The organism is Halomonas citrativorans (genome assembly GCF_900163645.1).
In the GTDB taxonomy this organism is placed as follows: domain Bacteria; phylum Pseudomonadota; class Gammaproteobacteria; order Pseudomonadales; family Halomonadaceae; genus Vreelandella; species Vreelandella citrativorans.
This window is the reverse complement of the sequence record NZ_FUKM01000061.1, coordinates 1-22618: the sequence shown is the minus strand read 5'-3', so window position 1 is coordinate 22618 and position 22618 is coordinate 1. Positions and strand designations below refer to the sequence as shown.

At 52.2% G+C, this 22618-nt stretch carries 25 protein-coding genes; 12 read left to right on the top strand and 13 right to left on the bottom strand.

Going from position 1 to position 22618, the window contains the following annotated elements:
- Positions 1–77: 77 nt before the first annotated feature.
- The 3 genes from CZ787_RS17750 (at position 78) to CZ787_RS17740 (ending at position 2311) form a co-directional block, all read left to right on the top strand.
- Positions 78–740 (top strand): CoA pyrophosphatase, encoded by a 663-nt coding sequence (locus CZ787_RS17750; protein ID WP_176372256.1) that lies wholly within the window; start codon positions 78–80, stop codon positions 738–740.
- Positions 737–1405 carry a 2OG-Fe(II) oxygenase gene (locus tag CZ787_RS17745; RefSeq protein ID WP_087111735.1) on the top strand — a complete coding sequence of 223 codons (669 nt, stop codon included), beginning with the start codon at positions 737–739 and terminating at the stop codon, positions 1403–1405. Before CZ787_RS17750 ends, CZ787_RS17745 begins: the two co-directional genes overlap by 4 nt.
- A gap of 474 nt (positions 1406–1879) precedes the next feature.
- Entirely contained in the window at positions 1880–2311 is a 432-nt protein-coding gene (locus CZ787_RS17740; protein WP_087111734.1) for a PRC-barrel domain-containing protein, read from the top strand.
- Positions 2312–2642: 331 nt separating this feature from the next.
- Here the strand turns inward: CZ787_RS17740 and CZ787_RS17735 are convergent, their stop codons facing one another.
- Positions 2643–3065: an OsmC family protein gene (locus tag CZ787_RS17735; RefSeq protein WP_087111732.1), complete on the bottom strand. Its 423-nt coding sequence runs from the start codon at positions 3063–3065 to the stop codon at positions 2643–2645.
- A 244-nt stretch (positions 3066–3309) separates the two neighbouring features.
- On the opposite strand from CZ787_RS17735, the gene CZ787_RS17730 reads away from it, so the two are divergent.
- Positions 3310–4215 (top strand): DMT family transporter, encoded by a 906-nt coding sequence (locus CZ787_RS17730; protein WP_087111730.1) that lies wholly within the window; start codon positions 3310–3312, stop codon positions 4213–4215.
- On the opposite strand, the gene CZ787_RS17725 is transcribed toward CZ787_RS17730, so the two are convergent.
- The 3 genes from CZ787_RS17725 to CZ787_RS17715 form a co-directional block, all read right to left on the bottom strand.
- Entirely contained in the window at positions 4169–5017 is an 849-nt protein-coding gene (locus CZ787_RS17725; protein WP_087111853.1) for an MOSC domain-containing protein, read from the bottom strand. The genes CZ787_RS17730 and CZ787_RS17725 overlap by 47 nt on opposite strands.
- A gap of 92 nt (positions 5018–5109) precedes the next feature.
- On the bottom strand, positions 5110–6105 hold the full coding sequence (gene gntR, locus CZ787_RS17720; RefSeq protein WP_087111728.1) for a gluconate operon transcriptional repressor GntR: 996 nt from the start codon (positions 6103–6105) through the stop codon (positions 5110–5112).
- A gap of 26 nt (positions 6106–6131) precedes the next feature.
- Complete coding sequence (locus tag CZ787_RS17715; RefSeq protein WP_087111726.1) at positions 6132–6662, bottom strand: gluconokinase; 531 nt, start codon at positions 6660–6662, stop codon at positions 6132–6134.
- A 256-nt stretch (positions 6663–6918) separates the two neighbouring features.
- Between CZ787_RS17715 and CZ787_RS17710 the strand changes: the two genes are divergently transcribed.
- Positions 6919–7383 carry a MarR family winged helix-turn-helix transcriptional regulator gene (locus CZ787_RS17710; protein WP_087111724.1) on the top strand — a complete coding sequence of 155 codons (465 nt, stop codon included), beginning with the start codon at positions 6919–6921 and terminating at the stop codon, positions 7381–7383.
- A 107-nt stretch (positions 7384–7490) separates the two neighbouring features.
- Entirely contained in the window at positions 7491–7916 is a 426-nt protein-coding gene (locus CZ787_RS17705) for an organic hydroperoxide resistance protein (RefSeq protein ID WP_087111722.1), read from the top strand.
- A gap of 21 nt (positions 7917–7937) precedes the next feature.
- Here the strand turns inward: CZ787_RS17705 and CZ787_RS17700 are convergent, their stop codons facing one another.
- A complete protein-coding gene (locus CZ787_RS17700; RefSeq protein ID WP_087111720.1) occupies positions 7938–8633 on the bottom strand; it encodes an aspartate/glutamate racemase family protein in 696 nt (231 codons plus the stop codon).
- 158 nt (positions 8634–8791) lie between these two features.
- Here CZ787_RS17700 and yghU point away from each other — a divergent pair, with 158 nt between their 5' ends.
- The gene (gene yghU / locus CZ787_RS17695) at positions 8792–9652 is read left to right on the top strand and encodes a glutathione-dependent disulfide-bond oxidoreductase (RefSeq protein ID WP_087111718.1); all 861 of its coding nucleotides are present in this window, start codon (positions 8792–8794) and stop codon (positions 9650–9652) included.
- Positions 9653–9845: 193 nt separating this feature from the next.
- Here yghU and CZ787_RS17685 read toward each other — a convergent pair whose 3' ends face one another.
- Complete coding sequence (locus tag CZ787_RS17685; protein ID WP_087111716.1) at positions 9846–10262, bottom strand: hypothetical protein; 417 nt, start codon at positions 10260–10262, stop codon at positions 9846–9848.
- 473 nt (positions 10263–10735) lie between these two features.
- Between CZ787_RS17685 and CZ787_RS17680 the strand changes: the two genes are divergently transcribed.
- From CZ787_RS17680 to CZ787_RS19000, 3 genes are all read left to right on the top strand, one after another.
- Positions 10736–12103, top strand: a complete 1368-nt coding sequence (locus CZ787_RS17680) for a flavin-containing monooxygenase (RefSeq protein WP_087111714.1) — start codon at positions 10736–10738, stop codon at positions 12101–12103.
- A gap of 366 nt (positions 12104–12469) precedes the next feature.
- Positions 12470–14122 carry a sodium:solute symporter family protein gene (locus CZ787_RS17675; RefSeq protein WP_087111712.1) on the top strand — a complete coding sequence of 551 codons (1653 nt, stop codon included), beginning with the start codon at positions 12470–12472 and terminating at the stop codon, positions 14120–14122.
- Positions 14123–14224: 102 nt separating this feature from the next.
- Positions 14225–14356 carry a putative transporter small subunit gene (locus tag CZ787_RS19000; protein ID WP_217883901.1) on the top strand — a complete coding sequence of 44 codons (132 nt, stop codon included), beginning with the start codon at positions 14225–14227 and terminating at the stop codon, positions 14354–14356.
- Positions 14357–14409: 53 nt separating this feature from the next.
- Here the strand turns inward: CZ787_RS19000 and CZ787_RS17670 are convergent, their stop codons facing one another.
- The 6 genes from CZ787_RS17670 to CZ787_RS17645 all read right to left on the bottom strand — a co-directional run bounded on the left by CZ787_RS17670 (position 14410) and on the right by CZ787_RS17645 (position 18840).
- The gene (locus CZ787_RS17670) at positions 14410–15099 is read right to left on the bottom strand and encodes a DUF899 domain-containing protein (protein ID WP_087111710.1); all 690 of its coding nucleotides are present in this window, start codon (positions 15097–15099) and stop codon (positions 14410–14412) included.
- A gap of 93 nt (positions 15100–15192) precedes the next feature.
- A complete protein-coding gene (locus CZ787_RS17665) occupies positions 15193–15840 on the bottom strand; it encodes a glutathione S-transferase family protein (RefSeq protein WP_087111708.1) in 648 nt (215 codons plus the stop codon).
- Between the two features lie 183 nt (positions 15841–16023).
- Positions 16024–16245 carry a VF530 family DNA-binding protein gene (locus tag CZ787_RS17660; RefSeq protein WP_087111706.1) on the bottom strand — a complete coding sequence of 74 codons (222 nt, stop codon included), beginning with the start codon at positions 16243–16245 and terminating at the stop codon, positions 16024–16026.
- Positions 16246–16321: 76 nt separating this feature from the next.
- Positions 16322–16705: a hypothetical protein gene (locus CZ787_RS19170; protein WP_254908658.1), complete on the bottom strand. Its 384-nt coding sequence runs from the start codon at positions 16703–16705 to the stop codon at positions 16322–16324.
- A gap of 18 nt (positions 16706–16723) precedes the next feature.
- Positions 16724–16915, bottom strand: coding sequence for a hypothetical protein (locus tag CZ787_RS19165; protein ID WP_254908657.1), 192 nt, complete (start codon positions 16913–16915; stop codon positions 16724–16726).
- Positions 16916–17271: 356 nt separating this feature from the next.
- The gene (locus tag CZ787_RS17645) at positions 17272–18840 is read right to left on the bottom strand and encodes an MFS transporter (protein ID WP_087111702.1); all 1569 of its coding nucleotides are present in this window, start codon (positions 18838–18840) and stop codon (positions 17272–17274) included.
- A 93-nt stretch (positions 18841–18933) separates the two neighbouring features.
- On the opposite strand from CZ787_RS17645, the gene CZ787_RS17640 reads away from it, so the two are divergent.
- On the top strand, positions 18934–19740 hold the full coding sequence (locus CZ787_RS17640; protein WP_087111700.1) for a helix-turn-helix transcriptional regulator: 807 nt from the start codon (positions 18934–18936) through the stop codon (positions 19738–19740).
- A 211-nt stretch (positions 19741–19951) separates the two neighbouring features.
- On the top strand, positions 19952–21778 hold the full coding sequence (locus CZ787_RS17635; protein ID WP_087111698.1) for a DUF4153 domain-containing protein: 1827 nt from the start codon (positions 19952–19954) through the stop codon (positions 21776–21778).
- 118 nt (positions 21779–21896) lie between these two features.
- On the opposite strand, the gene CZ787_RS17630 is transcribed toward CZ787_RS17635, so the two are convergent.
- A partial coding sequence (locus tag CZ787_RS17630) for an efflux RND transporter permease subunit (protein WP_176372255.1) occupies positions 21897–22618 on the bottom strand: 722 nt, incomplete at its 5' end.

The window sequence follows — 22618 nt, the reverse complement described above, 5'->3', positions numbered from 1 at the left end:
CTAAATGGCACACGTTATCGATGCTTGACGCACATAACCACTGCTGGGTAAAAAGGGACAAAGTGACGGGATACCCCATGTTAGAGAATCTACGCAAACGGCTGCAACAGCTCAACCCTCAAAGGCTAGACCAATTTCAGATGCGCGAAGCCGCTGTGCTGATTCCTGTGGTTGATCGCGCATCGCCTACCTTGCTGTTTACACGCAGGGCAAGCCACTTAGCTACCCATAGCGGTCAGGTTGCGTTTCCCGGCGGCAAACGCGAGCCGGAAGATACGGATCTTTACGCCACAGCGCTGCGCGAAGCTCAGGAAGAGATCGCTCTTGACCCAGCGGTGGTCGAGCCGCTAGGCCGACTTTCAGATGTGATTTCGCTGCATGGCCTGCGGGTAACTCCGTGGGTGGGCATTATTCCACCGGATTTGCCTTTGGTCGCAGACCTCGGTGAATTAGACGCTATCTTTGAAGTCCCACTTAGCCACTTTTTAGAGGACCAACGTACCCATACAGATGTCATTCCTGTCGATGGCGTGCCTCATTACGTGCCTAGCTACCACGTGGATGGCCATGTGATTTGGGGGCTTTCAGCGATGATGCTTGTCGAGTTGTTAGCCGAAGGATTTGGCATGCCCATCGACTTATATCAACAACCCCCAGGTATACTACGGCACTATCCCGAACGTACCAGCCGACTGCCCGCTGACCGCCACCCGGCGATGCCGAAGAGTATACGCAAATGATGCTTTCAAACTTCACCACGTCGCCCGTGTTAACGCCCGCTGTACAAGTAGCGATTGTTGATGCGCTGGTGGAGCAAGGCTGGTATGTGGGGCGCGCGGCGATCAATCTTGATCTTTGCCACGCCCTACACCGTGAGCTTTCGCACATGGCCGAGCATGATGCGCTTGAAGAAGCCGGGATTGGCCGAGGTCAACAGCATCATTTGCGCAAGGATATTCGCGGTGATGCCATCCACTGGCTGGACCGTCAAAGTGAAGCCCAACGCCACTATCTTGATGCAATGGGCGCGCTACAACAGTCGCTTAACCAGGCGCTGTTTTTAGGCCTTTTTGAGTATGAAGCGCATTTTGCCCACTATCCGGCGGGCGCTTTTTACCAGCGCCATTTGGACAGCTTTCGCGGCCGCGCCAACCGAGTAATTTCTACCGTTGGCTATTTAAATCCTCAATGGCCAAGCGATGGCGGCGGCGAAATGGTGATCTATCATCCTGATGATGCCGGCAAGGAAGTTGCCCGTGTTGTACCGGAAGCCGGAACGTTTGCCTGCTTTTTGTCAGAAACCGTTCCTCACGAGGTGCTTCCCACCCACCAACCACGCGCCAGCATTGCTGGCTGGTTTCGGCGTAATGCTTCGCTAGGCGGCGTACTGGACCCTGCCCGCTAGGCTTTGTACGAAAACTGCTACTTAACCCCCTATCAAAGCGGCATACATACCCCAGAGAAGTCTTCTCGAAAGAGGCAGGCTTCCATGCCACTCTGACACAGCTGCTGTTAACTAGTACCAAGAACCTGCCATTGATTGTAAAGCCTTGCCAACCGTCCTTAAAAATCCGATATTTAAAAAATATATTAACAATACTATTGAAAAACAGAGTACAACGACTACATTGATATTGTGTCAGATACGGAGCTTCACACAACCGTAACAAGGCTTTTTAATTGCAAACAACGCTTAAAGCATACTTTGCAACTTATCATCAAGCCTTTGACACCTAATGTATATTCTGCATTTTAAGGAAAGGCAGCGATTCAAGTATCACTGCCTGGTTCATAAACTGGATCGTTCTGAATCGTTAGCTTCAACTATTTGATTTAGACATCAACGTAAGATACTGAGCCTTATCAAGGAGCAAGAGGAATGAAAATGATCAAATCAGCCGTCATTGGTACACTAATGGTTCCTGCTTTCATGCTAGCAGCGGGTAATGTAAGCGCCGAAGAAACAACATCAACGACCGTTGAAGTTGAAGCAACCTACCTGACCAGTGTGCCAGAAAACGTTTTCTACTCAGACTCCCTTAAGGGCCATCATGTTAAAAGCACTGTCGAAGATGACGAGAACATCGGCACTATCCACGACCTGATTATTGATGAGAGTGGTCAAGTGACCGCTGTGATCATCGGTGTTGGCGGCTTCCTTGGCATGGGTGAAAAAGATGTCGCCATCGAGTGGGATTCACTCGAACTGATCTGGGATGCGGAAGGTAACAAATATGATGTCCGCGTTAACGCTTCAAAAGAAGCGCTTGAAGAAGCCGCTGAATTTGAGCGCGACGAAGTAGACGCGTAAAGCAGCCTTCGTACACTAGTTCTAAAAGCCTTAGCTTCTGCTAAGGCTTTTTATTTTATCTAGCGTTTAAAATATAGTGTATATTTGAGCGCTATAACGCAGTCAAACATGCACACCAAGCGCTTAGTATAAAATCAACAACATCAAATATTTTTACTTTTCAGACACCTTATAAAGCTCACTCTCTTCACCTTTCCGCTATATCAGCCTACACACTAAACGGCATGCACTAGCGTTTTATTGTTTTATAATTGCGCCCTACCACCCATTATAAAATTTTGGCTATTAAAAAAGCGCTACGTTATTAAACGTAGCGCTAATCAATAAAGTACTAGCCTTTTAGCTGGGCCGTCATGCTGATTTCAGCATTGAGCACTTTTGATACGGGACAATTTTCCTTGGCCTTTTGAGCGGCCTCTTTGAAGCTCTCTTCATCGGCACCACTTACTTCAGCGGTGACATCCAGATGAATGTTAGAAATGCTAAAGCCTGCTGAATCCTGCTTAAGCTTAACGCTGGCAGTGGTATCAATAGCATCAGCGGTATAACCAGCCTCGCCTAACACTTTGGAAAGCGCCATTGAAAAGCAGCTGGCATGCGCGGCGCCAATCAGCTCTTCCGGGTTGGTGCCCTTTTCGTCTTCAAAACGCTGTTTGAAGGAGTAATTAGCACTGAGAACGCCACTTTCGGTTGAAACGGTGCCTTTTCCATCCTTCAGTCCACCTTCCCAACGTGCGCTAGCTTTACGATCCATGAAAAACTCCTTATCAGTGATAGCTAAAGACCTGATTGATCAGTGGATACTGATATGATCAAAAAAGGTTGAATGGTCACTCGCATAGAGCAACTGACCACCCCGTTCAGCGTAGCTGATTTTTAGCACCGTGCCGAACTCAGATGATGAGTGCTTCCCAGGCCGCGCTAACCCTCTTATGCTATCCAGCAGAGTGAAATCAGCAAGCCGAAAGCACTCTGTACACCAACGTCAAGGACACGTCATGTCATCAGCGGATGCGCTGCGCCTGGTCATACTCTCCTCACTTTGGGGCCTGTCGTTTATTTTCATGCGCGTTGCATCGCCGGAGTTTGGCGCTATCCCGCTTGTTTTAGTGCGCATGGGCGTTGGGGCGCTGTTGCTTATCCCGCTGCTGCTCAGCGTTCACTATTTGCGGCTTATTTGGCAGCATAAAGGGCCGTTGCTATTACTAGGCATCATGAACCATGTGCTGCCGTTTTCGCTGCTGGCGCTGGCAACAACACGGCTGGAGGCTGGTTTTACCTCGTTGATTAACGCCACCACGCCCATTTTTACGGCTCTATTAGGCGCGCTGTTCTTTGCCACGCCTATACAGCGCCAACAGTATTTAGGGCTGGCGCTTGCCTTGGCGGGAGTCTATGTGCTTTCTGCTAATAGGCTGGGCTTTGCCTTGGGCGGCGATGGCTGGTTTATCATTGCCGTATTAGGGGCAACCTTTTGCTACGGCATGGCGGGCAACTACTCCAAAACACGTTTGGGCCATTTGCCGCCTCGGGTACTTGCCGCAGGCAGCTGCGCAATGTCAGCCCTGGTGCTCCTTATCCCCGGCATTTTACTTTGGCCCAGCGAGCCGATTAGCTCGCTTGCCTGGGGCAACGCCATAGCACTTGCTGTATTCAGCACTACGCTGGCTTTTTTACTCTATTTTGGTTTGTTAGCCAGCGCAGGTGCCACGGCCGCCTCAACCGTTACATTCCTGGTACCCGTTAGCGCCCTGCTGTGGGGCTATTTACTCCTGGGTGAGACGCTTAGCCTTCAGATCGCTATAGGCATGGTAATTACCCTGCTCGGCACGGCTGTGGCCACCCGACTGCTGCGGCTCAAGCGCCACGCGCCTCAGCCACCAGCGTATCCCCCACGCGAATAATGCTTCCTTCACCACGATGCAGCGTCGCGTTCTGTCCAAAATAAGCGCCTTTTAATTCAGGCTGGGTATTCAGGCCTATTAACGTTTTAAGCGGCTCGGCAGGCTCAGGTATCTGGGCCGTTTGCTGGTCTACCGTGGTAATTTTGCAGCGTTTACACGGTTTTCGCAGAATAAGTTCAAATGCTCCATTACTAGCCTGTAGCGCTTGCCAACCATCTTCAGCCCATGGCTTGTCGGTTTCGACCACAATATTGGGCCGAAAACGGTTCATGGGAATAGCCTGACAACCACTCTCCTCAAGGGCACGGTTGAGCGCATTGAGAGAGCCGGTTGAAGCAATCAGAAAGGGGTAACCATCAGCAAAAAGCGTGTCGGCGTCATCCCCGTTTAAAAACTCCGTTTCTATCGGACGTTTAAACTGCGTGTCGAAACGGACCAGGCTCAGGCCACTGCCCTGTTCACCTAAAGCAGCTTCCAGCCAGCTTGAAACGTCGCTGCTTTCAGGCCACGCCTTACAGTGATCATTCCAGACCTGAACGATACGCAGGTTGCCGCTCGGTTCTGCAAGCGGTATCGAAAGTGGCTCAACATTGGGGTGCGAAAGTACCAAGGCGTCGGTGGTTAAGGCCACTTCTACCGTGGCTAACGCAGGCCGCTGGCGTTGAGTCACAAAGCGCTGCTGCGTATCAACCAGCATCCAGCGGCGGTCCCATGCAAGGCCGGTGGGCAGCAGTTCACTGCGGGTAAGGCTGATACCCTTTAAAGATTTGACCGGATAAATATTGAGCTCGGAGATATGCACGATAGCCTCGATACAAACGAAAATGGTTACTCTAACCAGCAAGCGCACTTATCACCAGTGCGGCTTCTCTTTAATAGCCCGATGAAAACCTGCTATAGCGTGGCGCCTGTCTCTATGCGATAGCCCAAGTCGACCGTATGATCAGCCACCGCTTCGCCCTGAATCCTGGCCAGCAGTGCTTGCGCGGCAGCCTCGCCAATGGCTTGGCGTGGCGTGATGACACTAGCAAGCTTTGGCGTCATTGCCTGCCCCACGTCGTGACCGTGGAAACCCGCAATCGCCATCTGCCCAGGCACGTTAATACCACGGCGCTGACACTCAAAATACGCCCCAACGGCCACGTCATCGTTGGTGCAGAAGATGCCATCCGTATGAGGGTAGTCGTTTAAAATTTGCTCTAGAAGCGCTGCCCCCACGCTGTAAGAGGAGCGTTGGCTGCTATGCAGCGTTACCGGTGTTAGACCGTGCTGCTCCATCGCCTGCCGGTAGCCCTGCTCACGTTGCAGAGTGCGCTCATCCAGCCGCACAGCCAGATAAATAATCTGCTGCCGACCATGGCGAATCATTTCACTCACCATATCAAACGCCGCGGCGACGTTGTCGTAGCCTACCGCCTGCTGCAGCGGCTTATGATGAGTATCCATGATTTCCACCACAGGAATACCAGCGGTTTCCAGCATTCGCAACGTGCGGGGAGTGTGATGATGGTCCGAAAGAATCACCCCATCTACGTTGTAAGAAAGCACCGATGCCAAGCTTCGCTCTTCAACGGCCGGGCTATACCCATAGTGAGACAGCATAAGATGATAACCGGCAGGCTCGGTTCGTTTCTCAATTCCCACGATGACATCAGCAAAGACCTGGTTCGTCAGCGAAGGAACCAGTACGCCAATAGAGTGGCTGGTAGCACGCGAAAGTAGATCCGGCGCTCGGTTGGGAATATAGCCGACCTGCTCGGCCACGCTAAGAATACGCTCGCGCAAGCCTTCTGAAACAGTTTCCGGGTCTCTTAGGCAACGACTCACCGTCATTTTGGTTGCCCCGACCTGGTCAGCAATAGTTTGTAGCGTTGGGCGTTTTTTCTTCAAACGGGATACTGCCTCTATAACAACGATTAGCTGGATGGCGAAGGTAGCCGCACATTGAGTGTGCCAGTAAATCGGCTCACAATCTCCTCTGGTGAGAGCGCAATGGACAGGCTAACGGCCTCATCATCACCCGGCGGTTGTAAATCGGCAAGCTGGCTGGCCAGCATGTTATCTCCTTTAAAGAAGTGCCCTTCTCTGGTGGCCAGGCGCTCACGCAATAGCTCAGCGCTCCCTTCCAGGTACAGAATTTGCAACGCTGAATCGCCCTTGCGCAAACAATCCCGATAACGCCGCTTTAATCCCGAACACGCAATCACCGCCGTTTCATTCCGGGCCTGGTAGTGAGCAAACAGTGACGACAGCTTCTCAAGCCACTCCTGACGATCATCATCATTAAGCGGCGTTCCACCCGCCATTTTGGCTACGTTAGCAGGCGGGTGATAATCATCACCGTCAATAAACGTAGCATTCATGGCGGCTGCCAGCTGCTGGCCAATGTGGGATTTTCCGCAGCCGGAGGCACCCATCACCAAAATACGATAAGAAGTAGGGTTCATTAGATAAATTCTCCGAGCTTAAGGCCTGATTTGCGAGGGCACACCACCATTGTTGTCAGGATGACTGGCAGGGTGTGGATTGAATGGATATCTACAGCCTGAATACCGCACTGTTACCGGTAACAATTGCTTAAAGATTAAAAGACCCAGCACAAGCGTGTCAAAGCAAAACCGCCCTTTTACAACCAACGTCTAGCGCTGGTAAGCGAACGTATGACACGCTACATTAACGCATTGCATCAAGTAGGGAGCCGACATGCCCGCGTTAGAACCTTGTAGGCTAGAGCCGTGCAGTGAGCTGGAGCTTGATCATCAGCTCTGTTTTGCGCTGTATTCCACGTCACTCGCAATGACAAAACTTTATAAACCGCTTCTTAAAGGACTGGGCCTTACTTACCCGCAATATTTGGCGATGCTGGTTTTATGGCAGCAGGACGGCATTACGGTAGGCACATTAAGCAAACGCTTACTTACGGACCCCGGCTCGTTAACGCCGCTTCTTAAGCGCCTGGAAGCTGACCAGTTGTTGGTTCGCCAACGTAGCCGTCAGGATGAGCGTATTGTTGAGTTGTTTCTGACCGGAAAAGGGTGTGATCTGCGTGAAGAAGCACGCCAGATTCCTGACTGCGTTGTCAGTGCCAGCGAGAAATCCATCGAAGCACTCAACCACCTGAAACAAGAGCTGGTACAGCTACGCACGAATCTTCAAAAAACCGAGTAAAGTTTAGGAATGTTTAAACAGGTTTATTACGAATTACCTTGCGCGCAAAATAAAGCCGGACTAAATTAAAAGACGTACCTATTACTCGTCCCAAAAAGGAAACTGCTATGTCTATCGAAAAAATTGCTTACCGCGCCCATGCCCACGCGACCGGTGGCCGTGAAGGCAGTGCCAAGTCGTCTGATGGCGCACTGGATGTCAAACTCAGCACTCCCAAGGAGCTGGGCGGAGCAGGCGGTGAGGGTACCAACCCGGAGCAGCTGTTTGCGGCGGGTTACTCTGCATGCTTTTTAGGCGCTCTAAAACACGTTGCCAGCCAGGAAAAAGTAACGCTTCCCCAGGATACCTCCATTGAAGGCAACGTAGGTATTGGTGCCATTCCTACCGGTTTTGGTATCGAAGTCGAGCTAAAAATCAGCCTGCCCGGCATTGATAAGAGCATCGCTCAGGACCTGGTCGACAAGGCCCATGTCGTATGCCCTTACTCCAACGCTACCCGTGGCAATATCGACGTTACCCTAACGCTTGCTTAACGTTTTAGCGTTAATCACCCGTTAATTATTAAGCGCACGCTCCACTGCTCCGCTTGCATGCAGGGCAGTGGTATCGTAAAGCGGCACAGCGGTATGTGCTTGCTCTACCAATAAGGCAATTTCTGTACAGCCTAGAATGACCGCCTGAGCACCCTGTTGATGCAGGCTGGCAATCACCTTCAGATAGTGCTCACGGGAGTCATCGTTGATCTTCCCTTGGCATAGCTCATCGAAAATAATGCGATGAACCGTCTCACGTTGCTCCTCCTCTGGCACCACGACCTCAATGCCAAATGTATCCCGCAAACGCGCCTTGTAGAAATCCTGCTCCATCGTAAAGCGCGTTCCCAACAAGCCAACACGCGTTATACCATCCTTTCGTAGCTGTTCGGCGGTCGCATCAGCGATGTGTAACAGCGGAATGTTGATAGCTTGCTCAATAGCGGGTGCCACTTTATGCATGGTATTGGTGGCCAACAGTAAAAAGTCAGCGCCTGCCCGCTCAATATTGTGCGCCGCCTCAGCAAGGATTTTTCCAGCGGTTTCCCAATCGCCCTGCTTTTGCAGCGCCTCAATCTCAGCAAAATCGACACTCACCATGGCAATTTTGGCCGAGTGGAGACCGCCCAGCGCGTGTTTTACGCCCTCGTTCAAGGCGCGATAATAGCTTTGCGTGGATTCCCAGCTCATTCCGCCCAACACCCCAATGGTTTGCATGATTGCCTCCCTGGTTACTTATCAGTCATTTTATTACACAGCTAATTATTCTCGCCCCTTGTACCTGCGTTTTACTACCCTCATAGAGTACCTATCGCGTTTGAATTGATTATTTTTACCACCGGGCGCTGCCCGCGACACGACACAGCGAGGCTATGATGAGCGATACGTCTTACACCCCACCGCGCGTTTGGAAATGGGAACCGGGCAATGGCGGTAAATTTGCCAACATTAACCGTCCTATCGCAGGGCCTACTCACGATAAAGCGCTGCCCGTTGGTAAACACCCGCTTCAGCTCTACTCATTGGCCACCCCCAATGGCGTTAAAGTGACCATCATGCTTGAGGAGCTATTAGCAAAAGGCATCGAAGCCGCTGAGTATGACGCTTACTTGATCCAAATCGGTGAAGGCGACCAGTTCGGCAGCGGATTTGTAGACGTTAATCCCAACTCCAAAATCCCCGCATTGATGGACCATAGCACTAACCCGCCTCAGCGCGTTTTTGAGTCAGGCGCTATTCTTCTCTACTTGGCTGAAAAATTTTCCGCCTTCTTGCCCACCGACCCAGCCAAGCGTACCGAGTGCCTTTCCTGGTTATTCTGGCAGATGGGCAGCGGCCCGATACTCGGCGGTGGCTTTGGTCACTTCTACGCTTACGCTCCTGAAAAGTACCAGTACCCTATCGACCGTTACACCATGGAAGTAAAGCGCCAGCTCGATGTACTTGACCGCCATTTGGCCAATAACCGCTATATGGCGGGCGATGAGTACACCATTGCGGATATGGCGATTTACCCCTGGTATGGCGCCCTGGTGAAAAACCGCGTTTACGAAGCGGCTGAATTTCTGGAAGCGCACACGTATACAAACATGCTCCGCTGGGCAGAAGAACTTGATGCACGCCCTGCCGTACAACGGGGCCGTATGGTTAACCGCACGTTTGGCGAGCCCAGCGAACAGCTGCATGAACGCCACGATGCCAGCGATTTTGAGCATAAAACCCAGGATAAGCTATAGCGTATAAGGGTTAGCCAAGCAGCTAGCCACGGTATAAAAAACGGCCCACGGGCCGTTTTTTATATGCGCTCACAAGCTAGTAATAGCAGATCGCCCTCTGCCAGAAAATGGTGGGTTGCACGAACCGAGGCCTCCCACACTTCCAAAAGCGCAGGATAATCGGCGCGAGTGGCGTTATTTATCGTCACTTGAGTCATGGATTAAGGGCCTCAATAAACCAGGCAGGATGCATATCGTCAAAATCCGTGCGGATATTGGCGGGCAAATAGCTGGCGGAATCCAACACCACAGACTGACCATTTATGCGTTGAAACACCACCCAGTGCCAAAAGTGTTTGCCCTCCTTTTGATGGGATTTAATCGCCAGCAGTGCCAGCGCCGGTAGCGCCTGCCACGTAGTAAACGGTGTTTCATCCGGCGAGGTAGCCACACCCGCTTGGGCCAGCATCTGGCGCACATACTGGGTATCGGACCACAGCGATTCATCGTCTGCGGCAATGCCCATCGCGTTCGCAATGGCCTTCATCTCTGGGTAGGTTTTACCCAGAATAGCCGCTACAGAAGCAATTCCGCAGCCGGTCTGTTCTTCCTGAATAACCGGGTTTAGCATCTTTTGACCTTAATGACATAACAAGTTGTAGTAAAAGAGAAAAGCAGAGGCGGCACAAGGTGATTGGCTAGAAATCCAAAGCAACGGATTGGAAACAATGTACCGCTCTGGCGAATCATCAATAAGTAACGACGCAAAGCGCCGATCCCCGTTTTGTGATAAAGTAACGCTCTTGGTATACGCGTTATCAAGTACTTTTCCCTTGCTTCCCCATTCGAGCATCTTCTTCCGGTGTTTTCTCGATACCTCGCGTTCAATTAGCGGCCCGCCCGCCCCAGGCCTTCTGTTTCACTCACAGATACAGATGCAGCCTTCATCATATTGCGCTCTCGGCATATCCGATCTTTTGCGCATCACTATAGAGCTTGATGGCATCACCATAACGGGTTGAGCTGCGCTCTTTTTCGCGCTTCATCGTCGTCGGGCTAACGTTGGCCCAATGTACGATACAGCGACTGAAAACAGGAAATATTATGACGTTTAGAGTTGCCATTCTAGGTGCTGGCCCAAGCGGCCTAGCCCAATTACGTGCTTTTGAAGCAGCCCAGCGCGATGGCGCAGATATCCCTGAGATCGTTTGCTACGAGAAGCAGAGCAACTGGGGCGGCATGTGGAACTACACATGGCGCACCGGTCTGGACGCATACGGCGAGCCAGTTCACGGCAGCATGTACCGCTATCTCTGGTCTAATGGCCCTAAAGAGTGCCTGGAATTCGCGGATTACAGCTTTGAAGAGCATTTTGGCCGCCCGATCGCCTCCTACCCCCCGCGCGCGGTGCTACGCGACTACATCATGGGGCGCGTCGCCAAGAGCAATATGCGCCAGCACATCCGTTTCAATACAGCGGTACATTGGGTTGAATATGACGAAGATACCGGCAAGTTCTCGGTTACCGTTCGGGATCTAAAACAGGACGCGCTGAGTACTGAAGCATTCGATCATGTGATTGTCGCCACAGGCCACTTTTCGACCCCCAATGCACCTTACTTTGAAGGCCTGGAACAGTTTCCCGGCCGTGTGTTGCACGCCCATGATTTCCGTGACGCCTGCGAGTTTCAGGGCAAGGATTTGCTGCTGATTGGCAGCAGCTACTCTGCAGAAGATATCGGCACTCAGTGCCACAAGTACGGTGCCAAATCAGTGACTTTCAGCTATCGCTCCAAGCCCATGGGGTTTGATTGGCCAGCATCGTTTGCCGAGGTGCCGCTGCTTACTGGCGTAGAAGGCAAGACAGCTCACTTCAAGGATGGCACCCGTAAAACGGTCGATGCAATTATCCTGTGCACGGGGTATCAGCATCACTTTCCGTTCCTACCCAACGAGCTGTCGTTGAACACACACAACCGGCTCTACCCGGAAGGTCTGTACAAGGGGATCGCTTCCCTGGCCAATCCGAAGTTGTTCTTCCTTGGCATGCAGGACCAGTACTACACCTTCAACATGTTTGATGCGCAAGCCTGGTATGCCCGAGACCTTATACTTAACCGCATCAAGCTGCCCACCAACGATGCCATGTTGGCCGATACACAGAAATGGGTGGCGCGTGAGGAGCAGGTTGCTAATCCTTTTGAGGCCATTGATTTTCAAGCGGCCTATATCCTCAATTTGCTTGAGCCTACCGACTACCCACCTTTTGATGTCACTGGCGTTGCCGATATCTTCAAGGAGTGGGAGCACCATAAGGAAGCGGACATCCTTGGTTACCGTAACAAGAGCTACCGCTCTACGCTGACGGGTACCTTGGCACCTGCGCACCATACGCCATGGATGAGTGCTATGGACGATTCGTTAGAAGCCTTCCTGCAGGAAGAGCAAGTCCCATCAACCGACCCTGCTTAAGTGGGGCCAACCTGGGGCGGATATGTTCGCGCTTCACCTCACCTAGCATACAGCGGCGCGAAAGTCAACCTGTACTGTTGGAGTGTAAAAGCGTAAGGTAGCTCTTCGGTTCGACCTTGCCATCGCGTTGTTGCGTTCGCTATTACGCTTCATGGTAAACGTTGACCAGGCCCCCCCTATTTAGGGTTTAAGGTGCTTTCAGCACCTGACGCTTGCACGGCCAGACTGCCAACCGCAGTCTCATCTCGCTACAGACATACCTAGAAAGATGTTCTGTTTTTTGCTTACGTCCTGTGGCGACCCTTCCGACAACGGAACGCTGGTTGCTATTTAGGATGCTAGGGCTGCAAAGCCTATGGGTATTCCATGAACAACGAAAACTTCTATCAATTCTCGACCCTGACGGTCCTCGCTTTACTGGTGTTCTTTTACGGCGGCACTTATCTGCTGACCCTACTGATCAAGGAGAAAAAGGAAAATACCGACGCCTTCATGGTGTCTAACCATCAGATCGGCTTTGGCCTTGGCGCCGCCAGTATGACCGCCACCTGGATCTGGGCTGCCTCTTTTTACGCCGCTGCGACCTCGGGTTATACCTATGGCATCTCAGGCCCCCTGCATTACGGGTTGTGGGGCGCGTTGATGATCCTGTTTATCTATCCCTTTGGCCGTCGCTTTCGCGAGCTGGCGCCCAATGCGCACACTCTGGGTGAGCTGATTCACGCCCGGCATGGCGCCTCCAGCCAGTTGATTCTTGCCTCCTCCAACATACTGGGCAGTATCATCAGCCTGATGGTCAACTTCACCGCATCCGGCGCTCTGGTCTCAGTACTCTCGCCACTCTCCTTTCAAGCCGGGGTGGTGATCGCAGGCGTTGGGGTGCTGTCCTACACCCTATGGTCGGGGTTCCGCGCTTCGGTCCTTACTGACTTTGCCCAGCTGATGGCGATGATGGCCATTGCCATTCTAATCATCCCCGCAGTGATGTTCGCACTCGGCGGGCCGGCAACGTTATCGGACGGCATGAGTCTGCTCACTCCAGAGCAAGCGAACCTGTTCTCGATGGACGCCATCCTCAATCAGGGCGCACCTTTCTTTGTGGCGGTGCTGGCCTACGCGATTGGCAACCAGACTATCTCCCAGCGGCTGTTTGCCGTGCGTGAAGACCATATCAAACCGACCTTTATCACCGCGACCATTGGCTACGGTGCGATTGTTATCGGCTTGGGCATGATTGGCTTGATGGCGCTGATGACCGGCATGGAGCCCATTAATGGCGACATGAACAACCTGATCCCGCAGATGGTCTCGATGTATCTTTCGCCGGTGTTCATTGGACTGTTCTTTATTCTGGTGATCGGCTCACTCTCCTCGACCGCTGACTCGGACCTTTCAGCCATGTCTGCGATTGTCATGGCCGATGTGTATGGCAAGAACATCGCTAAAAACAAGCCCGACCCGACCAAGATGCTGTTTATTGGCAGGCTGACCATGATTGTGGCGACGCTGATTGGGGTGATTCTCGCCAGTTTCTCCATGGACATTCTGATCATGCTGGTTTTCGTGGGTGCGCTGTGGGGGGCAATTGTATTCCCGGTGATCGCCAGCTGTTTCTGGAACCGGGTCACCAATACGGCGTTTACCTCAGCGGTGCTCGCAGGCCTGGTGATGTTCTGCATCGCACGATTTGAACTGGTGCCTATGGCCGGTCTGATGGCAGGGCTATTTGAGTTACTGGCCTCCGTAGGCGGTGGTGTGGTGCTTGGCCTGATGGCCTTTGGCTTCTGCGGTCGCCGTGTCGGCTTGATTGTCGGCGCACTCAGCGCCCTCGTCCTGGCCTACTTCTGTGTTGGCTTCCTGCGGGACTACACGGTGCTACTGGCCTCATTAATGGCCTACGGCGTCAGCACAATTGTTTGTATCGGCGTCAGCCTGATGAGTTCCAGCAAGTTCGACTTCGCGCAGATCGATCAGGACGTCATCAACTATGACCCGGTGAAGCCTGCTACGCAGGTCTAAGCGCTATGTGATAAGGGCTGGGTAATAAGCCCTGTGTAATAAGTCGAAATCACTTCATCCGCTGGTGCGCCATAGCGCATCAGCCAGACACCAGGAAAGCACATGCAAACTTTTATATTGGCGTTATATGTATTGATCTGGCCGCTAATCTCACTCGCCGTACTGGGCGTTATCGGCCTAGCCACGCTAAACGACATTCGTGCGGCACGGCGCGATAAGCGGGAGCTGGTGTGAAGTAATACCGAGTAGGCGAAGCCAAAACAGAAAAGTTGCCGCTATAATGAGTCTTATACGCCATACTCGTCGTGGCGGCGATTCCAGCCATACGGCTCAGTTTGTGGCCAGCCTTCTGGAGAATCTTCCCAGGTTTCCTGACGGCCAAACGGGGTCAAGTCTAAATAGGTCCAGAGACTGCCGAGATATTCGACGCCTCGCGCCCCTGTAAAATAGCTGCGATATATGGTGTTGCCGTCACGAATAAATACACTGGCGCCGTGCTTTTCACCTTCCGCAGTCGTTACGCCAACATCATAGTTAAAGTCGCTCTCATAAGACGAGTACCATGGAATAGGATAAGCCCATCCCATACGAGATCGATACTGCTCGAGTTTTTCCAATGGGGCGCGTGACACCATCACTAGCGAGGTATCGCGAGCATGCAGGTGAGCCGGGTGAGTCATGGCATCGGCGACCCACGAGCATCCGCCACACCCCGCTTTCCAGTCAGGTGCGTACATAAAATGATACACAATGAGTTGACGGCGCCCTTCAAACAGATCGAGCAGAGACACCGGGCCGTTTTCGCCCTGAAACGTATAATGCTTAGCCACCTTCACTACAGGTAATTTCCTACGCTCAGCACTCAGTGCGTCACGCGCGCGGGTTAGCGCTTTCTCTTTTACAAGAAACTGATCCAGCGCTAATTCCCACTCTTCCAAAGATACGACACTCGGCAATGGTTGTTTAGTTATAGCCATGATCTTTCTCTCCGGTGTATTCCATGTCTAACGTCGATCCGCACCAACACTGATAAGCTTCGCCAAAGTGCTGGCGTGCGTGATGCTGATCACTCACGCTGCCAAGCGCCGATTGTAGGCATCAAGGCATTTATGCCACGCTGGTCGGTCGTGACAGCGCGTTAAATAGGAAGTCACATTAGGAAACTCATCTAGAAGGTTTGTATGCTGTATTTGACTTAACGCCGCAACCATTAGAATGTCTGGATAGGTAAACTGGTCGCCAAGCAGATAGCGCTTGCTGATAAGTACGTCTTCGAGCACCGCGAGGTAATTCTTAGCCATCTCCACGAGTGCCGGACGTCGCAGCTTTGCCCACTCGGCATCCGCTTCAAATAAATCAATCACGGCAATTTGCGTCATCGGTGGCTCCACTGTATCCAGGGCAGCAAACGTCCATTGCAGGGCTTTAGCGCGTTCTGACTCACTCGTCGGCAAAAGCCTCCCTGATTGCTCCGCCAAGTAAATAACAATAGCCCCTGACTCAAAAATTATCACGCCATCATGGTCAATGGCTGGCACTTTGCCAAAGGGGTTGATTGCCAAATAATCAGCGCTATGTAGTTCCCCAGCGAAATCATCGAGTCCATTAACCTGATGAGGCAACTCGCACTCTTCTAGAGCCCACAGCACACGTAAATCCCTTGTAATCCCCACCACTTGCGGCGTTACTTTTCCAAATCCATACATAGTAATCATCATCAATTTCCTCACGAAAGCCGATACTTCAAAACGGTCTGTGATCGAATGAACGAACTATCACTAGTCGTTCGAGAGTGAGAAGAATCGACAAGCTACGATGTATTTTTTTATTCTCAATGGCCGCATAAACGGCGCAAGGACGTCAACCTCATAGCCCACGCCGCCACTACACTTATTTCTGCGTTAATCCGTAAAGGTATTGATATACAGCGCTTCTACTTTATCCCGTGCCCACTGCGTTTTACGCAGGAATTTCAACGACGACTTGATAGAAGGATCATTGAGGAAGCAGTTCACGTTGATCTCTGCGTACAAGCCGTCCCAGCCGTAACGCTCAACCAGGCGGGTTAAAATCTTTTCAAGGCTTAAGCCATGTAACGGATTATTGGGTTGCGGATGGTTCATCAAGTAATTCCTGGTGTTATTTCAAACGCCCCTTCTAATATGACAGGCGACAAGCCACGAATGTTAACAGAGGCAGTTAAGAAAGCACGGCGGAATAGCGTTCCGCCATTGGCAGCGTACTCCTCTGCAATGGCACGCAGTTGCGAGTTAGAGCCGTAGACCAGGTCAACCCGAGTGGCCGGCCACTCAGCTTCACCGCTCTTATGATATGCCTGGGTTCAAGGCAGGCATGGGTATCAATTTCGGTCATATCCTGAGAGGCATCGGTGCGCCCCGGCGTGAACGGCACCGTTAGTTCATGCTCGGCTGCTTTCACCGCCATCTCAACCCCGACATTTCCACCCAGAACCATCAAAATATTGGCACCAGAAGCCTCCTTGACGCTCTCCTGCTGGCCTAACGCCTCCGCGTCCATCAGCACCCGGCAACGTGCCACGACATGCGAATAAAGAACGGGCATAGTGCCCCAGTCAGCGGGCTACCAGCCTGTCATCAACGCATCAACGTCAGCGCTTAACTCATCAACGCTGAGATAGGCAAATGCATCGCCATAGCGAAAGCCTTCCAAAAGGTTGAAATCGGGGTGTTTTTGATGCAAAACGCTAAGGTTGAACTGGTCAGGCCACCAGTGCTCGTTATCTTGCAGGCGCGGCGTGGTACGTGCGCCCACTCCTAGCGTGTAGGCTTTTGATCAGACACGTTATTCTCCTCGACCAAATGCTGGGTTTATTGGGCATTCAAGCGATATTTCTGATCACGCCAAGCGCCAACCACACCGCCCGACCTGCGATAGAAAGCACTGAGCGCTTCTAGTAAGCCATCACGTTAATGAAGGATTCATTTGACCCCATCAAGAGACAGTGAAGGATTCAATAAAGAGGCCGTCAAGCAGGAAAAAGAAAGTAGGTGTATGAATCATCGTGGGCCGCATATTAAAGTTCAGAGGGATTAACGATAGTCATTGTTCAGTTCAGTAATTGGGGCAGCTTGTCCTCTTCTCACCATCGGCGTCCCCGTGCGGGCCACTCAATCACCCTCATCTCCTACTACTTTTACATGCCGTAAAGCAATGGCAGATATCAACGCAAGCACCAGGATAACGAAACCACTCACCATAGCGGCCATGTTCATACCGTGAGTAAATGCCAACTGTGCCTGATCAAGTAGCTCGGCGGGGACGCGGTCAGCGACAACCATGGTTGCCCATAAGCTCTCTCCAAGGGCAGTGGAGACTTCGTGCGGTACTCCTTCTGGGATCACTGGGGTCATCTGCACTCGATACATCAGAGTAGCCAAGCTGCCCAGAAGAGCCACCCCTAGCGCCACACCTAACTCTTGAACCATCTCAGACATCGCCGATGCAGACCCTGCTTTTTCACGCGGCGCTGCCCCTACTACCAAATCTGTGCCAAGTGCAGCAATGGTACCCAACCCTAGGTAAACCAGCGAAAAACCTATTACGACCAGAATTACTTGAACAGAGTGTGCATGGACTTGCGCAAGCAAGCCGCAGCCGATGCTTGAGAGCATGAGAGCTACAGCAATAACAAACGCTGGTCGAATACGACGTGCAAGCAGAGGGGCAAGTATACCAGCCAGTACCATCATCAGCGCCGGAGGGCCCATCCAAAGCCCGGCAATCAACGGTGTGTAACCTGCCACTAGCTGAAGATATTGAGTGACTAAGAGCATCATGCCAGCAACGCCCAGCAGTCCTACCAGGAGTATGATAAGTGCGGCAGTGAAGGTCTTACTGGCAAACAATTTCAGATCAAGCAATGGGTGGAAGAGGTGTTGTTGTCGACGCACAAAAAGCAATATTCCCAATATTCCAGCAGCAAGGGTGATCAGCACCGTTGGTGTAACACCCGCTTTAGAAAATTCCTTTATGCTATAGATGCTTGGCAGAATTGCTATTAATAGCAATAGGACACTAAAAAGGTCCAGGCGACCTGCACGCGGGTTACGGTACTCTGGCAGCAGTATTGGGGCAGCTAACAATAATACGATGACAATAGGCACGGCAATCAGGAAAGCGGCTCCCCACCAAAAGGAAGCTAACAATAATCCTCCAACCATTGGCCCCAACGCCATACCCAATGCAAACATGGTTGCCCATATCCCAATTGCCAATGCACGCTGCCTCAGATCAAAAAACATATTGCTTAATAAGGCCAGCGTAGAAGGCATCAGGGTCGCACCAGCAATACCCAAAGCTGCCCGGGCTACAATTAGCCACTCTGTATTTGGCGCAAAGGCTGCAAACACAGAGGCAACCGCAAACGCGAAGGCCCCAATCATCAGTAGCCGACGTCGGCCGATCTGGTCCCCAAGCGTGCCCATAGTGATTAAAAAACCGGCAATCATGAAGCCGTAGGCATCCATAATCCACAGTGCCTGGGTGTTGCTCGGCTGTAACTCTAACGCTAATGCCGGTAGCGCCAAGTAGAGGATAGTGACGTCGAGGCCTAGCAGAATGGTGGGTAGGGCCAATACTGCAAGCCCCGCCCACTCTTTCATGCCAGCCTTGTTAGACTGGCCGCCTGTTCCTGCATCCGTATTTAAAGGGATGTGAGCATCAACTTTGAGTGACATGCTGCCTCCTGTTCCTTCATGGAAGCTGGCATTCTCAGATACTACATATAGGGTTACAATATAGCCAATTATCCTATTACCAAAGGTAATGGCATGGTTAATCAAAGGCTTGAGCGAACACAGAGCGATATTACGGGGTTCATGCTACGGCATCGTCGCAAATTGACGCCCGCTGATGTTGGGCTTCCTAGCAACGGACGAAGGCGTACACAGGGTTTAAGGCGAGAAGAAGTTGCAGCACTTGCCGGAGTAGGGCTGACTTGGTACACGTGGTTTGAGCAGGGCCGTGATATTAAGGTCTCCGAACGCTTTCTGCTCAATATCGCCCATGCGCTGAAACTGGATGATGCCGAGTGCTGCCACCTTTTTCTGCTGGCACACCGCCGCGCACCACCGGCAGAAGCGTATCAAGAGCAGAGCATTTCTCCCCGCGTCCAGTCGCTGTTGGATGACCTCTCCCGCCCTAGCTACGTCGTAAACCTTCGCTGGGATGTTCTTGGCTGGAATGCGCAAGCTGATGAGCTACTTCAGTTCAGCTCCCGTGAAACGCCTGAACGCAATCTATTAAGAATGATCTTTACCGCCCCAGATCTGCGTCGGCGACTCCCCGACTGGGAACAGGATGCATCGCGTATGCTGGCGCAGTTTCGTTGTGACTTGGCTGTCGCTCCTGAGGACCCGATCATGCAAACTCTGATCGACGAGCTTAGCCGGTTATCACCTGATTTCCGTCGCTGGTGGGAGGCTTCAAACATGGATGGCTATAATAGAGGGATCAGCAGCCTCCTTGATATAGATGGCACGCAACATACCTATGTCCACGAGGTGCTGACCGTTGATGAGCACCGCCATTTGAGGATGATTGTCTATTTCGACAGATCAAATGATCCTGTGCCATAAAACTTATCTAACACACATCGTAAAGAGAATATCTCACCGTCACATTACTTCTGCTTCGTGCAGCCTGGCAGAAAAATACAAAGAACCAGCAATATTCGATACATTTCCATTTCCCTGCCATGGTGATGTTGTTATTTAATCCAACTCTACCCTGATTATTTTCAAAGCAACGTAAATTTTATTACGACAACTTCACCTGCGGACAACTGCCATGGATGATAATCGCGCAAATACGCTGGACAAACCCACCCGTGCGGGCTTGATTTTGCTGGCCGTTGTACAAGGGATTGCGCTGCTGGCCCTTCATCTGGCGATTGAGCATGAGCACTGGCTGGCCGCTGACCAGCGCTGGCTCAAGGCGCTTTATACCGTAGCAATCGCCCTGCCCGCGTTTTATCTAATCGGAATGGAGCGGCTACGTGATCGCCTCAATTTTCTCCCGCTATTGCTGGCCCCGCTGTTGTTTTGGTTGGGCTGGCACCTTGGCTGGGTAGAGCAGACGCCCGAACCGCTAGCGTGGGCACGGCATCCGTTCACGTTTGCCTTTTGTATATCGCTTGGCGTAGCGCTTTTCATCCTGGCACTTTTTTTTCGGAGTAGCGCCACTAGCAGAACCTGGCCTACCGCCTATTCACCGCTGCTGAATTACTCCTGGGAATTCACCCAGACGCTTTCACAATTAACGCTGTTTATTGGCGTGTTTTGGGGCCTATTATTGCTGGGGGCAACACTGTTTTCAGCTATTGGCGTGAGCTTTTTTGAGACGCTTTTCAGTGAACCCGTGTTTATTTACCCCGTCACCTGGCTGGTGATCGGTTTAACGGTGGTGATGATTCGTAACCGCTTTCGCCTGATTCAAAGCGTGCGGCAGATGAGCGAGGCACTTATCAAAGCGTTACTGCCGCTGGTAGCGCTTATCATTCTGCTATTTTTTGCCATGCTCCTTTTTACCGGCGTGCAGCCCGTCTGGGATACAGGCAGAGCCTCCTCCATATTAATGGCGCTGATGTTAACCCTGCTGCTGTTCTTCAACGCGGTATTTCATCAAGCACATGGCCCGCAGCACGATTCCCCACCCTATCCCACCTGGCTACGCCGCATCATCCTGCTGGCCGTTGTGCTGCTGCCGGTGGGTAGCGTGCTGGCCGCCTGGGCGCTCTGGCTGCGCATTGATCAATACGGCCTTAGTCTGGACAGGCTGTGGGCTGCCCTGCTGCAAGTGCTAACAGCGGCATTTACCGTAAGCTACAGCCTGCTTCTGCTGTGGCGCCGCCAAGCAGCACTTCCAAGCCTACAGCGCGCCAACGTCGGCCTGGCCCTGCTGGTGGCCCTTGTGTTGATCGTGGTTAACACGCCGCTGGCAGATATGCGCCACTGGGTTGCCGAGCAGCAAATCAAGCGGCTACTGGATGGCCGCACAACAGCCGAGGCGTTTGATGTTAACTACCTGCGCTACCAACTCGGCCAGCCGGGCATCCTGGCCTTGCAAGCCTTGGTAGAGAGCAAATTTGCCCAATCGCAGCCTGAGTTAGCTCGGCGTATTGAACTTTCGCTCAGACAAACCGAACGCTGGAGCCAGGAACCACTGGTGGATACTCAGAACCTGGATGACGTCGCCCAACAGTTCAGGGCAAGCCCTGACGGCGCCACTCTCCCAGAGCCCTTGCTGAACCTGTTGGTTGAGCAGAATTCCGCCTGTTTAAGCCAGACAGAACCCTGCCAAACCCTACAGATAAGCAGCGGCACGCCCTTCCAGTGGCTGGTTTATGAACCTTATAGCGCGGTGGGCAAGGCGTATGGCGAACGAAATGGCGACTGGCTGTTGTTCGGCCATTTGATGCTACTCGGCGCGACTCAGCCGCAAGATGACCCAACGTGCCAAACGGCTCTGACTACGGATGATCTCGAACGCCTTACCGGGCCAGCCGATATCTACCGGAAAGGCAACTGCCTTTATCACCTGCAGCCGACGATTGAAAACGCCAGGCTGCAGCTTTTCATGCAATCTGACGAAAGCAGGCAAGCACAGCGGGAGTAGCTCGTTGTGCTTGCCCGTTCAGTTACGAGCGAGCCTTTCTTTCCAGTCCAGTCTCTCTAGCTCTTTTCTATACGTTAGTCCGCCCCAAGATCTACCCGGTTATTATTCTGGCTGCCATTCAAGAATAGCTGGCTGGGTAAGATGGGGTGTCCAGCGTGGGGCTGCGATGACTGACCAGAGGGCCGGACAGTTTACGCAGCGCCACATAGAACACCGGAGTCAGGAACAAGCCAAACAGGGTGACGCCGATCATGCCTGCAAATACAGCAGTACCCAGCGCCGCCCGCACCTCGGCACCCGCACCGGTGGCAATCACCGAAGGCAAGACTGCTGCTGTGAAGGCGATTGAGGTCATGATGATAGGCCGCAAACGTAGCCGGCAGGCTTCAAGAGCCGCCTCCACCACTCCCTTACCTTGCAGTTCAAGTTCGCGGGCGAACTCCACAATCAGAATCGCGTTCTTGCATGCCAAGCCAATCAGTACCACTAGCCCCACCTGCACGAAGATGTTGTTGTCGCCACCGCCAAACCAAACGCCAATCAGGGCCGACAGCATCGACATGGGCACAATCAAGATGACTGCCAACGGTAACGTCCAACTTTCATAGAGTGCCGCCAATACCAAAAATACCAGCAGAATCGATAGCGGGAAGACCACCAGCGCCGCGTTGCCTTGAGTGGATTGCTGGTAGCTAAGGTCGGTCCATTCCAACGCCATACCTGGGGGTAATACTTCTGCCGCCAGAGCGTTGATAGCCTCCATCGCCTGCGCAGAAGAGAGCACTCTAGGTTTTGTACGAAAAGTGATATCTGCTAAGTTTTCCCATGCAATAGCTGCAT